General features: G+C 68.3%; 13 protein-coding genes. All 13 read right to left on the bottom strand.

The genetic code is table 11. From position 1 onward, the window contains the following. Window positions 1-107: 107 nt before the first annotated feature. The 13 genes from KCI33_RS13055 to KCI33_RS12995 all read right to left on the bottom strand — a co-directional run bounded on the left by KCI33_RS13055 (window position 108) and on the right by KCI33_RS12995 (window position 11,645). Complete coding sequence (locus KCI33_RS13055; RefSeq protein WP_212525241.1) at window positions 108-1,274, bottom strand: LysM peptidoglycan-binding domain-containing protein; 1,167 nt, start codon at window positions 1,272-1,274, stop codon at window positions 108-110. A 50-nt stretch (window positions 1,275-1,324) separates the two neighbouring features. Further along, the gene (locus tag KCI33_RS13050) at window positions 1,325-1,966 is read right to left on the bottom strand and encodes a protein-L-isoaspartate(D-aspartate) O-methyltransferase (RefSeq protein ID WP_212525240.1); all 642 of its coding nucleotides are present in this window, start codon (window positions 1,964-1,966) and stop codon (window positions 1,325-1,327) included. Next, window positions 1,963-2,751, bottom strand: a complete 789-nt coding sequence (gene surE, locus KCI33_RS13045; RefSeq protein WP_212525239.1) for a 5'/3'-nucleotidase SurE — start codon at window positions 2,749-2,751, stop codon at window positions 1,963-1,965. Before surE ends, KCI33_RS13050 begins: the two co-directional genes overlap by 4 nt. Window positions 2,752-2,845: 94 nt before the next feature. Next, window positions 2,846-3,493, bottom strand: a complete 648-nt coding sequence (locus tag KCI33_RS13040) for an SDR family NAD(P)-dependent oxidoreductase (RefSeq protein WP_212525238.1) — start codon at window positions 3,491-3,493, stop codon at window positions 2,846-2,848. A 40-nt stretch (window positions 3,494-3,533) separates the two neighbouring features. Next, complete coding sequence (gene purF / locus KCI33_RS13035; RefSeq protein WP_212525300.1) at window positions 3,534-4,991, bottom strand: amidophosphoribosyltransferase; 1,458 nt, start codon at window positions 4,989-4,991, stop codon at window positions 3,534-3,536. Window positions 4,992-5,103: 112 nt separating this feature from the next. Continuing rightward, entirely contained in the window at window positions 5,104-5,664 is a 561-nt protein-coding gene (locus tag KCI33_RS13030) for a CvpA family protein (RefSeq protein ID WP_212525237.1), read from the bottom strand. A gap of 19 nt (window positions 5,665-5,683) precedes the next feature. Then, window positions 5,684-7,054, bottom strand: coding sequence for a DNA repair protein RadA (radA, locus tag KCI33_RS13025; RefSeq protein ID WP_212525236.1), 1,371 nt, complete (start codon window positions 7,052-7,054; stop codon window positions 5,684-5,686). Window positions 7,055-7,062: 8 nt separating this feature from the next. Further along, window positions 7,063-7,509: a paraquat-inducible protein A gene (locus KCI33_RS13020; RefSeq protein WP_212525235.1), complete on the bottom strand. Its 447-nt coding sequence runs from the start codon at window positions 7,507-7,509 to the stop codon at window positions 7,063-7,065. 6 nt (window positions 7,510-7,515) lie between these two features. Continuing rightward, window positions 7,516-8,154 carry a hypothetical protein gene (locus KCI33_RS13015; protein WP_212525234.1) on the bottom strand — a complete coding sequence of 213 codons (639 nt, stop codon included), beginning with the start codon at window positions 8,152-8,154 and terminating at the stop codon, window positions 7,516-7,518. Then, window positions 8,154-8,900, bottom strand: coding sequence for an ATP-binding cassette domain-containing protein (locus tag KCI33_RS13010; protein ID WP_212525233.1), 747 nt, complete (start codon window positions 8,898-8,900; stop codon window positions 8,154-8,156). Before KCI33_RS13010 ends, KCI33_RS13015 begins: the two co-directional genes overlap by 1 nt. Continuing rightward, on the bottom strand, window positions 8,897-9,679 hold the full coding sequence (locus KCI33_RS13005; RefSeq protein WP_249139057.1) for an ABC transporter permease: 783 nt from the start codon (window positions 9,677-9,679) through the stop codon (window positions 8,897-8,899). Before KCI33_RS13005 ends, KCI33_RS13010 begins: the two co-directional genes overlap by 4 nt. Continuing rightward, window positions 9,676-10,725, bottom strand: a complete 1,050-nt coding sequence (alr, locus tag KCI33_RS13000; protein ID WP_212525231.1) for an alanine racemase — start codon at window positions 10,723-10,725, stop codon at window positions 9,676-9,678. Before alr ends, KCI33_RS13005 begins: the two co-directional genes overlap by 4 nt. An 89-nt stretch (window positions 10,726-10,814) precedes the next feature. Further along, complete coding sequence (locus tag KCI33_RS12995) at window positions 10,815-11,645, bottom strand: DUF2182 domain-containing protein (RefSeq protein ID WP_212525230.1); 831 nt, start codon at window positions 11,643-11,645, stop codon at window positions 10,815-10,817. Window position 11,646: the final 1 nt, after the last annotated feature.

Genomic DNA, 11,646 nt, shown 5'->3' with positions numbered 1-11,646 from the left:
GCCTGCTTCTTCTGGCCCAAAATATCCCCGCCGGAGGCGCGAATTTTCATTGAAAATTCGCCCCGGTTTTTCGCAGAAAACCGCCTCCGCGCCGACGTGTGCCCCCCTCAGTTCAGGAAGGGCATGGGGTCCACGCTTTCGAAGCCTCGGCGCACCTCGAAATGCAGGAAGGCCGGATCGCCCGCCCGCACCACGGCGACCTGCTGGCCGCGGGCGACCCTGTCGCCCTTCTTGACGGTGATCCCCTCGATATTGGCATAGACCGTCAGCAGGTTGTCGTCGTGGCGCAGCACCAGGATCGGCACCTGGTCGGTGTCGCGGGTGATGGCGGCCACGGTGCCGGAATCGGCGGCGACCACCTCGCTGCCGGCGGCGGCGGCGATGTCGATGCCGTCGTTCTTCTTCTTCTCGTAGCCGCGGATGATCTTGCCCTTGGCGGGCAGCGCCATGCGGGCCTGGCTGGTCTTGTCTTCCGCCAGCGCGGGCGAGGGCGGGGTGCTGCTTTCCAGCACCTCGGCCGCGGGGGCGCTGTCGCGCGGCAGGGGCTTGGCGGCGGAGGGCGGCGTCGGCGTGGGCGTGCCCTGTCCCGGCGCGGTCGTCGCGGTGGCGGGCCGGGGCGCGGGCGGTGGCGCGGAGGCGGCCACCGGGATCAGCAGATACTGCCCCTCGCGCACCCCGAGATCGGTGCCGAGCCCGTTCCAGTCGGCCAGCGCGCGCACCGAGACGTTGTAGAGGCGGGCGATGGAATAGGCGGTCTCGCCGCGCTCGACCTTGTGCTTCACCGGCTCCTCGCCGAGCGCGAGCTTGGGGCCGCCGCTGCGCGGCGTGACCGTCGTCTGCGGCCCGGCGCGCTCGATCGCGTCGCCGGCGATGGTGGTGATGTCGATCTGCTCGGCAGAGCGGATCGGCCCGGTCGTGGGCGAGCCGGTCTGCGGCGAGGGTTCGGCCACGCGGCCGGGCAGCGCCAGGATCTCGCCGGGGCGCAGTTCCACGTCAGGGGCGATGCCGTTATGGGCGCTCAGCGCCTCGGCGCTGATGCCGACGCGGGCGGCCAGCGCCGCCACCGTGTCGCCGCGCCTCGCCACCACCACCTGGTAGTTGGGATAGGAGATCACCCCGCGGTCATCGGGCTCGGGGCGCGGCGCGGTCTGGCGGATCACCGCGGCCGTGGTGTCGGCCTCGTTGTTGCGCAGGTCGAAATCGAAGCCGGTCGTCTGGCAGCCGGCCAGGGCCACAAGGGCCGTGGCGGTCAGCAGGGGGCGGAGGGATGGCATTGCTCTGTCCTCTTGGCGGGGGGCCCTTGTTGGCCGGGCGCGTCCCATGTCTACTCCTGTCCGAGCCCTTCCAGAAGCGGCACGAAGCGCACCTGGCGGAGCTCCTGATACTCGAATCCATCGGGCGTGCGGGTGACCTTGATCAGGCTCTGCACCGCATCCGACTGGCCCACGGGCACGACCATGATACCGCCCTCGCGCAGTTGCGCCAAGAGCGGCCCGGGCGGATCCTCGGCGGCGGCGGTCACTATGATCCGGTCGAAGGGCGCCTGCTCGGGCAGCCCGTGCGAGCCGTCGCCGGCGATGGCGGTGACATTGGTCAGGCCCAGCTTCTCGAAGGTCTTCTGCGCGTCGCGCACCAGCCGGCGGTAACGTTCGACCGTGTAGACCCGCCGCGCGAGCTGGCTGAGGATCGCCGCCTGGTAGCCCGAGCCGGTGCCGACCTCCAGCACCTTGTCGCGCGGCTGCACGTTCAGCGCCTGGGTCATCAGCGCCACCACCGAGGGCTGGCTGATGGTCTGGCCGCAGGAGATCGGCAGCGGCATGTCCTCATAGGCGCGGGTGCTGAACAGGCCGCGGACGAAATCGCCGCGGTCGATGCGCTCCATCGCCGTCAGGACGCGGACGTCGGTCACTCCCTTGGAGCGGAGCGCGAACAGGAACTGCATTTTGCGCTCGGCGGGAGAGGTCATTCCAGCTGCTCTTTCAGATGGGCGATGGCGTCATGGGCGGTCAGGTCGGCGCGCATCGGCGTGACCGAGATATAGCCTTCGAGGTTGTCGGCCACATCCGTCCCCGGCGCGGTCGGCGTGTGCTGCGCGCCGCCCTTGATCCACAGGAACTTGCGTCCCGAGGGCGAGGTGTGCGGTTCGACCCCGAAAAAGGCGTCGCGGCGGTAGCCCTGCGGGCTGACGCGCATGCCCCGGACATCGGCGCCGCGCAGGGGCGGGAAATTGACGTTGTAGAACAGCCGGTAATCGTTGCCGCGATCCCACAGCCCGCGCTCCAGCAGGGTGCGCACCGTGGCCACGCCATGCTGGGCCGCGGCCTCGAACTGGTGGGGTTTGGCGAAATTCTCGGGGCCGAGATATTGCGACAGGGCGATCGCGGGCAAACCCTGAAGGGCGGCCTCGATCGCGCCGCCCAGCGTGCCGGAGTAAAGCGCGTTCTCGCCCGCGTTGTTGCCCCGGTTCACGCCCGAGAGCACCAGGTCGGGCGGCGTGTCGCGCATCACGTCGTGGATGCCGGCCAGCACGCAATCGGCCGGCGAGCCCTCGGCGGCGAAGCGGCGCTCGCCGAGCTGGGCGATCATCATCGGGTGGGTGTAGGAAATCTTGTGCGCCACCCCCGATTGCTCGAAGGCGGGGGCGACGGTCCAGACCTCTCCCTTCGGCCCGGCGATCTCCGATGCGATGGCGTGCAACACCTCCAGTCCCGGTGCGTTGATGCCGTCGTCATTGGTGATCAGAATGCGCATGAAGCCCCGCCCGTATTGCTTTTCCCCTCAATAGGGCAGGCAGGGCGAGGCGGCAAGCGGTGTGAAAGGGCGCGCGCGGCGCGCCGCCCGGGCCTCAGGGCAGGGCGGCGATCAGGCGCGCGGCCTCGGCCGACGGGGCGCTCAGCGCGCTGCGGTCCTCGCCGGGGTAGAAGCGGGCGCGGGTCGCGGTGGGCATCGGGTTGGGGGTGAAGGAGATCACGCGCGGGCGCTGGGTCTTTTCCGTCTCCGCCGCCCAGGCGCCGAACAGCGCGCGCTGCGCTGCCTTGGCTGCGGCATAGGCGCCCAGGAACTTGCCCTGCGCGGGGTCGTCCACATGCACCGCCACGCCGCCCTCGGCGGCCTGCAGCAGCGGCGAGACATAGGGGATCAGCCGCCCGGTGGCGGTGATGCCGGTCGCCACCACCTTCTGCCAGTCCTTCTCGTCGAGATGGTCGGCGGGGGTCAGCGGCGGGACATGGATCGCGGTGTGCACCCAGAGGTCCAGCTTGCCCCAGCGCTCATGGATCGAGCGGCACAGGTGCTGCATCGCCGCGGCCTCGGTGACGTCCATCGGCGCCAGCGTGGCGTTGCCGCCCCTGGCCTGGATGCGGTCGTCGAGTTCCTCCAGCGCGCCGGTGGTGCGGGCCACTGCGATCACATGGTAATCGGGCGCCAGCGCCTCGGCGAGGGCGGCGCCCAGGCCGCGCGAGGCGCCGGTGATGAGGGCGATACGGTCGGTCATCGGTGTTTCCTGTGCGCTGGGGTGGGGGCAGGGGGGCGGCCTATTCGGCCGCCTTCACCTGGAACCCTTTCTCGATCATGTCCGAGGGGGCCACCGGGTATTCGCCCGAGAAGCAGGCGTCGCAATATTGCGGGCAGGACGCGTTGCGTCCCTGCGCCTCGCCCACCGCGCGGTAGAGCCCGTCGAGCGAGATGAAGCGCAGGCTGTCCACGCCGAGATATTCGCGCATCTCGTCCACGTTCATGGTCGCGGCCAGCAGCTTCTCGCGCTTGGGCGTGTCCACCCCGTAGAAGCAGGGCCAGGCCGTGGGCGGGGAGGCGATGCGGAAATGCACCTCCTTGGCGCCGGCGTCGAGGATCATCTCCTTGATCTTGCGCGAGGTGGTGCCGCGCACGACCGAGTCGTCGACCAGGATCACCCGCTTGCCGCGGATCAGCGCGCGGTTGACGTTCAGCTTCAGCCGCACGCCCATGTTGCGGATCTGCTCGGTCGGCTCGATGAAGGTCCGGCCCATATACTGGTTGCGGATGATCCCCATGGCGTAGGGGATGCCCGATTCCAGCGAATAACCGATGGCGGCGGGGGTGCCGCTGTCGGGCACCGGGCAGACCACGTCGGCCTCGACCGGGGCTTCCTTGGCCAGTTCGCGCCCGATGTTCTCGCGCGTCTCGTAGACCGAGCGGCCGCCGAGGATGCTGTCGGGGCGCGAGAAATAGACATGCTCGAAGATGCAGAACTTGGAGGGCGATTTCTCGAACGGGTGGAAGCTTTCGACGCCGTCCTTCTGGGTGATCACCACCATCTCGCCCGGCGCGATCTCGCGGATGAACTCGGCGCCGATGATGTCCAGCGCGCAGGTTTCCGAGCTGAGGACCCAGCCGTCGCCGATCTTGCCCAGCACCAGCGGGCGCACGCCCAGCGGGTCGCGCACGCCGATCAGCTTGGTCCGGGTCATGGCCACGACCGAGAACGCCCCCTCGACCCGGCGCAGCGCGTCCTTCATCCGCTCCACGATGTTGCGCTGAAGCGAGCGCGCCATGAGGTGGATGATGCATTCGCTGTCCGAGGAGGACTGGAAGATCGAGCCGCGCTCGATCAACTCGCGGCGCAGGGCAATGGCGTTGGTGATGTTGCCGTTATGGGCGATCGCCGCGCCGCCCATGGAGAATTCGCCGAAGAAGGGCTGAACGTCGCGGATCGCGGTCTGGCCCTTGGAGCCGGCGGTAGAGTAGCGCACATGGCCGATGGCCAGCTCGCCGGGCAGGGTCTCCATCAGGCTGGCCTTGGTGAAATTGTCGCGCACATAGCCGAAGCGGCGGGCCGAGTTGAAGCCGGTGCCGGGGTCGTAGGAGACGATGCCGCCCGCCTCCTGGCCGCGGTGCTGCAGGGCATGCAGGCCGAGGGCGACGAAATTCGCCGCTTCGGCCAGGCCGACAACGCCGAAGACGCCGCATTCCTCTTTCAGCTTGTCGTCATCGAAGGGGTGGCTGGGGGGCATCTCGCGCATTCGGCAAGGCTCCTAATCCGTGGTGAGGGGTTGGCCCCTACTTAGTGGCTCTCGCGGTCGGTGTCACGAAAGGATCACAAATCTTTTTCGGCAATGCGGCGTGTCACTCCGCCGCGCCGCAGTCACCGACCAGTTCCTCGTATTTGCCGGTCAGCCAGCCCAGCGCCTGTTCGGGGCTGTTTTCCTGGATGCGGGCGGTGAAGGTGGCGAAAACGGCGGCCGAGCGGCTGTTGTCCACGATCGGCACCTCTTCGGTGGTCATCACTGTCTCGTAGACGAAGAAGGACACCGCCACCAGGACCAGCCCGCGCAGGACGCCGAAGAGAAAGCCCAGGCCCTGATCCAGCCCGCCCAGCGCCGAGCGCTGCACCAGCGTGGAGAACAGCGGGGTGAAGATCGACACCACCACCAGCGCCAGCGCGAAGACCGCGGCGAAGGCCGCGATGATCGAGATCTCGCAGCTGTCGCCCAGGAAATCGCCCACCACGGGGATCTGTTTGACCAGCGGTTCGGCCTGCGGCGCGAAGAGGAAGGCGAGCACGGCGGCGGCGACCCAGCCGACGATCGCCATCGCCTCGCGCATCAGGCCGCGGGAATAGGCCAGAACGGCCGAAAGGATGATGACCGCGGCCACGACCGCGTCGATGATGGTGAATCCGTCCATGCCCTCGCTCCTCCGGCGCTCAACCAGCCCCGAACATCTCTCCAACAAATGCGGTCAGGTCAGGCATCGAACGCACCTTCAACCCGGCTGGCACCCCGCCAAGCTTGCTGCGCGCCGGGGCGATTGCCTGTGAGAAACCAAGTTTTTGCGCCTCTTTCAACCTGTTTTCGGTTTGGCTGACCGGGCGCAAGGCCCCGGAAAGGCTGATTTCTCCGAAAAGCACGGTGTCGGCGGGCAGGGCCACGTCCTCGCGCGCCGACAGAAGGGCGGCCGCCACGGCAAGGTCGGCGGCCGGTTCGGTAACCTTCATGCCGCCGGCCACGTTGAGGAAAACGTCGAGCCCCGCGAAGGGGATGCCGCAGCGCGACTCCAGCACCGCCAGCGTGGTCGAGAGCCGCCCCGCGTCCAGCCCCACCACGGTGCGCCGAGGCGTGCCCAGCGGCGAGGGCGCGACCAGCGCCTGCACTTCGGTCAGCACCGGCCGGGTGCCCTCGATCCCGGCGAAGACGGCGGCGCCGGCGACCGGCTTGTCGCGCTCCGACAGGAACAGCGCGGAGGGGTTGGTGACCTGGCTCAGCCCCATGCCGGTCATCTCGAACACGCCGATCTCGTCGGCCGGGCCGAAGCGGTTCTTGACCGCGCGCAGGATGCGGAACTGGTGGCCGCGCTCTCCCTCGAAATAGAGCACCGTGTCGACCATGTGCTCGACCACGCGGGGGCCGGCGATCTGGCCTTCCTTGGTGACGTGGCCGACCAGCATCACCGCCGTGCCGCGCCGCTTGGCGAAGGTGGTCAGCTCATGCGCCGCGGCGCGCACCTGGCTCACGCTGCCCGGCGCGCTTTCGACGGTGTCGGCCCACATGGTCTGGATCGAGTCGATGATCGCGAGGTCGGGCTTCTCCGCCTCCAGCGTGGTCAGGATGTCGCGCAGATTGGTCTCGGTCGCCAGCTTCACCGGCGCGTCGGCGAGGTCCAGCCGCTGGGCGCGCATCCGCACCTGGGCGCTGGCCTCCTCGCCCGAGACATAGACGCATTTCAGCCCCGAGCGGGCGAAGGCTGCCGCGGCCTGCAGCAGCAGCGTCGATTTCCCGATGCCCGGATCGCCGCCCACCAGGATCGCCGAGGCCGGCACCAGCCCGCCGCCCAGCACCCGGTCGAGTTCTTCCAGCCCCGAGCTGGTGCGCGGCGGCGGCGCCTCCTCGGTCGAAAGATCGCCCAGGGGCAGGGTGCGCCCGCGCAGCGCGCCCAGCGATTTCGAGGCCGGCCCGGCCGATAGCGGCGCCTCCTCGGCAATGGAATTCCACGCGCCGCAGGCATCGCAGCGCCCGGCCCATTTCTTATGAACGGCCCCGCATTGGGCGCAGGTGAAGGAGGTGGTGGGTTTCGCCATGCCCCGGTCTATCCTCCCACGCCCCGCCGCCGCAAGCGTTCGGTGGCGATGGAAAGGCCCAGCGAGGCGAGGATGCAGAAAGTGAAGAGGTAGAGCCCCCAGGCGGTCTCCACGGTGCCGAGGCCCACGCCCTTGGCGATCACGACGTAAAGCGCGATGAGAAAGATGTCGGCCATCGCCAGTTTGCTGAGCGCGTGGATCGCGGGCAGCAGCCGGTCCGGCGCGCGGCCGAAATGGATCAGCGCCAGGCCGACGGTCTTGGCGTAGGGCGCGGCAAGGGCGAAGAGCGCGACCAGCAGGGCGAGGAAGATGTCGGTCTCCCACAGGCTGATCAGGCCCGAGATCACGCTGACCTCGCTCATCCCGAACAGCGGCAGCAGGCCGGCACGCAAGAGCGGCGCGAACCACGCGACGGGGAACAGGACGAGGAGGGCGAGGTTGGCATAACGGAGCATCTTCTCCTACTCATCACCTTTTCGACCACGTGTCTTGCACACAGAGATAAAATTCCTGTCGAAGGTGAGCTTCAAGAAATCAGCGCCAACCAACAGCAGTTCGGAATCCGGCAAAGTCTTAACGCCGCGCTGAAAGTATCTAGCAGGGAATGGCCTATCAAAGTTGGCATTTAGCATTCTAAGGTGTTGGAAGTAGTCCTCGTGGTTTGGGCGCTCCACCGGCTCCGTGAAGATGACATGATCTTCCCGGAAATAGCGATGCGACCCAAGTCTTTCATCAAGAGCGCTGTCGAATGCCTCGCCACCGATTGCCCGTCTTGATAGGCGGAAAAGGAATTCAAGGTTGTGTGCCCGGCCAGAACTCCTGGGGCGTCTCGATGGCTTTTCGGGTTCTGGCTCCAGGTAGGCGAACCCTCGGAATTGACGCAGGCGTCGTTCTGATCTGCCGCTGGCTTGAAGTATCGCCTTTAGAAAAAGCTCAGTTGCGTGGTCGACGAGGAAAGTCAGTGGGCCAGATTCAACCCCCAAGTCAACTATGTGCGGAAAAGCGGACTTTCGGTTCTCTCGGAAGGTTCGTTTCGCGACTTCAAGAAAGCTGTTCCCTTTCTCCGCAACACCCAAAGGTGTGAAGTCGAAGTCGGCCATCACCGCACCGCCTCGATCGGTCCCTCGGCGCGGCCGTTGATGAACTGGTCGAGATAGGGATCGCCCGAATTGTCCATCTCGCCGACCGGTCCCGACCACTTGATCACCCCGTCATGCAGCATGGCCACGTCGTCGGCGATGGCGCGGACCGAGGTCATGTCGTGGGTGATGGTCATAGCCGTCGCGCCCATCTCCACCACGATCTCGCGGATCAGCTCGTTGATCACGCCCGCCATGATCGGGTCGAGGCCGGTGGTGGGCTCGTCGAAAAAGATGATCTGCGGCTCGGCGGCGATGGCGCGGGCCAGCCCGACGCGTTTCTGCATGCCGCCCGACAGCTCGGCCGGGAAGAGGTCGGCCACGTCCGGCCCCAGCCCCACGCGGCGCAGTTTCTCGATGGCGATTTCGCGCGCCTCGTCCTTGGGCCGCTTCAGCGAGCCGCGCAGCAGGCGGAAGGCCACGTTCTGCCAGACGGTCAGGCTGTCGAACAGCGCCGCGCCCTGGAACAGCATGCCGAAATGGGAGAGGAAGTCGTCGCGCTCCTCGGTGGTGACGTCCTTGCCGTCCAGCAGGATGGTGCCCGCGTCGGGCCGGACCAGCCCGAGGATGCATTTCAGCAGCACCGACTTGCCCGTGCCCGAACCGCCGATGATCACCATGCTCTCGCCGGTGGGCACCGTCAGGTCGACGCCCTGCAGCACCTTCTTGGCGCCGAACGCCTTGTGAACATCCCTCAGTTCGATCATGCGGCGAAAAACAGCTCCGTCAGCAGGTAGTTGGCGGCGAAGATCAGCACCGATGCGGTGACCACCGCCGATTTGGTGGCCCGGCCCACGCCCTGCGCGCCGCGGCCCGAGTTCATTCCGAAATAGCAGCCCACCAGCGCGATCAGGAAGCCGAAGACCGCGCCCTTGATCAGGCCCGAGGTGACGTCCCACATTTCGAGGAAATCGGCAGTGTTCTTGAGATAGGCCGCCGGGTTGAAGCCCAGCCGCCCCGTGCCGACGACATAGCCGCCGAAAATGCCGATGGAATCGCCCACCGCGACCAGCACTGGCACCGAGATCGTGGCGGCCAGAACGCGGGGCACGGTGAGGTATTTCATCGGGTCTGTGGAGAGCGTCACCAGCGCGTCGATCTGCTCGGTCACCTTCATGGTGCCGATCTCGGCCGCGATCGAGGAGGCCACCCGCGCGGCCACCATCAGACCGCCGAGCACCGGGCCCAGCTCGCGCGCCATGCCGATGGCGACGATCGAGGGCACGACCTCTTCGGCGTTGAAGCGCGAGCCGCCGGCATAGATCTGCAGCGCCAGCGCGCCGCCGGTGAACAGCGCCGTCATCCCCACCACCGGCAGGCTGTTGTAGCCGATCGCCCACAGCGCCTGGCCGAATTCGCGCAGGTAGAAGGGCGGGCGCAGCACCGCGGCCAGCGTCTGCGCGAAGAACAGCCCCATCCGCCCGATCATCGCCAGAAGGGCCAGCGTCGAGCGGCCGAGCCCGGCCACCGGCGAGAGCAGCATCAGCCCGCCCCCCCGCTGTAGTGCCGCGCATAGCGTCCGCCGAGCGAGGTGAGGACCTCGTAGCCGATCGTGCCCGCCGCATCGGCGAGGTCGTCGACGCTTTGATCCTGGCCGAGGATCTCCAGCGCCTTGGGGGTCTCGGAAAGATGCGTGATGTCCACGGTGATCAGGTCCATCGACACGCGCCCGACGATTGCGCAGGGCTCGCCGTCGTGGAACAGGTAGCCCCGGTTGCCCATCGCGCGGATCAGACCATCGGCGTAGCCGCCGGCGACGGTGGCGATGCGGCAGGGCTCCTCGGCGACCCATGTCGCGCCGTAGCCGACGCTTTCGCCCGCCTCCAGCTCGCGGGTCTGGATCACCGGCAGCGCCAGATGCGCCACCGGGGCGGCCTCGTCGAAGGGCAGCCCGCCGTAGAGGCCGACGCCGGGGCGGGTCAGTTCGAAATGATACTCCGGCCCCAGCAGCACGCCGCCCGTCGCCGACAGCGAGCGCGGCACGCCGGTGCCGTCGGTCATGGCGCGGAACGCCTCCAGCTGCTGGGCGTTCTGGGGATGGTCGCGTTCATCGGCGCAGGCGAGGTGGCTCATCAGCAGGGTCGGGCCTGCGGCCAGCGCGATCTCGGCCACCGCGGCCCATTCCGCCATCTCCATGCCCAGCCGGTTCATGCCGGTGTCGAGCTGAATGCCGAAGGGACGGCCCGGCAGCGCCTCGAAATGGCGGGTCAGCTGCTCGACCGAGTTGAGCATCGGCACCAGGTCGAGATCGCCGATCATGTCGGTGTCGCCGGCCATGTGCCCGGAAAAGACGCAGATCTCGGGGCCGCGCCCCAGCGCCTCGCGCAGCGCCGCGCCTTCCTCGGCGGCGGCCACGAAAAAGCGCCGCGCGCCGGCGCGCGCCAGCGCCCGCGCCACGCGCCCCGCGCCCAGCCCGTAGCCGTCGGCCTTCACCACCGCGGCGGTTTCCACGCCGCTGTCGGATCTGGCGTCCAGCGCCTTCCAGTTGCGCACCAGCGCGTCGAGATCGATCGTCAGAGAACCAGTAGCCATGAAGCGGTTTTGACATGTGCGGGCGCGGGGTCAAGTGGAAAGCTGCGGCGTCACTCGGCGCTATCGGGCGGGGCCGCGCATCCGCGCTGTCAGAGCAGGGAAAGCGCCACCAGAAGGCCGGAGCCGGTCAGCGCGAATCCGCTGACCCTGGCGAAACGCTCGCCCCGCGGGGCGAGCTTCTCCAGCGCGACGAAAGCCGCGATCCCCGCGATCCACCACAGGTTCATGATCCCGCCCACGAACAGCAGCGCCATCAGCGCCCAGCAGCAGCCCAGGCAATAGGCGCCGTGCCGCGCCCCCATGCGGAAGGCGCCCGCCAGCCCGGGGCGGCGGTGTTCGGCCAGGAAATGCGCGGGGGAACGGCAATGCCGCAGACAGGCGGCCTTGAGCGGGGTCAGCTGGTAGAGCCCCGCCGCGACCAGCAGAGCGGCGGCGAGCCCCCGCGAACTGACCGTCATCATCGCGGCCGAGATCAGACCCAGCGGTTGCAGCCCCCATTGCAGCGCCGCGGCGCACAGGCTGAACCCGGCCCAGCAGGCCAGGTAGCCCGCCAGGAAGCTCAGCCCGTAGACCGGCGCCCGGTCCGCGTCGAGGGTCTGCCGTTTCAGCGCCGTGAACAGCAGCAGGGTCGGGGCCGCGCTGGGGGCCATCATGGCGATCATCATGATCCACCACATCAGGAAGACCAGGACGGCATGGCCCGGCGACCACGCGGGCGCCATGCCCATGGTCATCGGCTCGCCGATCGGGCGCGCCATGCGGGTCATGTCCAGGGCGGACATGGACATGCCCTGCCCGGAAACGGTGTACCACCCGGCGATCAGCACGATCACGGCGACCGACAGGAGGACGATCGCCCGGTCGCGGCGGACGAGCCGCTCCAGTCGGCCCGGACCGTCCGCTACGATTTGCCGCGCCATG

The sequence above is a fragment of the Actibacterium sp. MT2.3-13A genome, assembly GCF_018139985.1.
Classification (GTDB): domain Bacteria; phylum Pseudomonadota; class Alphaproteobacteria; order Rhodobacterales; family Rhodobacteraceae; genus JAGSOU01.
The sequence above is the reverse complement of the archived record's forward strand: the minus strand, read 5'-3'. Positions and strand labels throughout refer to the sequence as shown.

Excerpts from the sequence above, each read along its gene's own strand:
- KCI33_RS13055 (WP_212525241.1), bottom strand. The coding sequence starts at position 1,274 with ATGCCATCCCTCCGCCCCCTGCTGACCGCCACGGCCCTTGTGGCCCTG.
- KCI33_RS13050 (WP_212525240.1), bottom strand. The coding sequence starts at position 1,966 with ATGACCTCTCCCGCCGAGCGCAAAATGCAGTTCCTGTTCGCGCTCCGC.
- surE (WP_212525239.1), bottom strand. The coding sequence starts at position 2,751 with ATGCGCATTCTGATCACCAATGACGACGGCATCAACGCACCGGGACTG.
- KCI33_RS13040 (WP_212525238.1), bottom strand. The coding sequence starts at position 3,493 with ATGACCGACCGTATCGCCCTCATCACCGGCGCCTCGCGCGGCCTGGGC.
- purF (WP_212525300.1), bottom strand. The coding sequence starts at position 4,991 with ATGCCCCCCAGCCACCCCTTCGATGACGACAAGCTGAAAGAGGAATGC.
- KCI33_RS13030 (WP_212525237.1), bottom strand. The coding sequence starts at position 5,664 with ATGGACGGATTCACCATCATCGACGCGGTCGTGGCCGCGGTCATCATC.
- radA (WP_212525236.1), bottom strand. The coding sequence starts at position 7,054 with ATGGCGAAACCCACCACCTCCTTCACCTGCGCCCAATGCGGGGCCGTT.
- KCI33_RS13020 (WP_212525235.1), bottom strand. The coding sequence starts at position 7,509 with ATGCTCCGTTATGCCAACCTCGCCCTCCTCGTCCTGTTCCCCGTCGCG.
- KCI33_RS13015 (WP_212525234.1), bottom strand. The coding sequence starts at position 8,154 with ATGGCCGACTTCGACTTCACACCTTTGGGTGTTGCGGAGAAAGGGAAC.
- KCI33_RS13010 (WP_212525233.1), bottom strand. The coding sequence starts at position 8,900 with ATGATCGAACTGAGGGATGTTCACAAGGCGTTCGGCGCCAAGAAGGTG.
- alr (WP_212525231.1), bottom strand. The coding sequence starts at position 10,725 with ATGGCTACTGGTTCTCTGACGATCGATCTCGACGCGCTGGTGCGCAAC.
- KCI33_RS12995 (WP_212525230.1), bottom strand. The coding sequence starts at position 11,645 with ATGGCGCGGCAAATCGTAGCGGACGGTCCGGGCCGACTGGAGCGGCTC.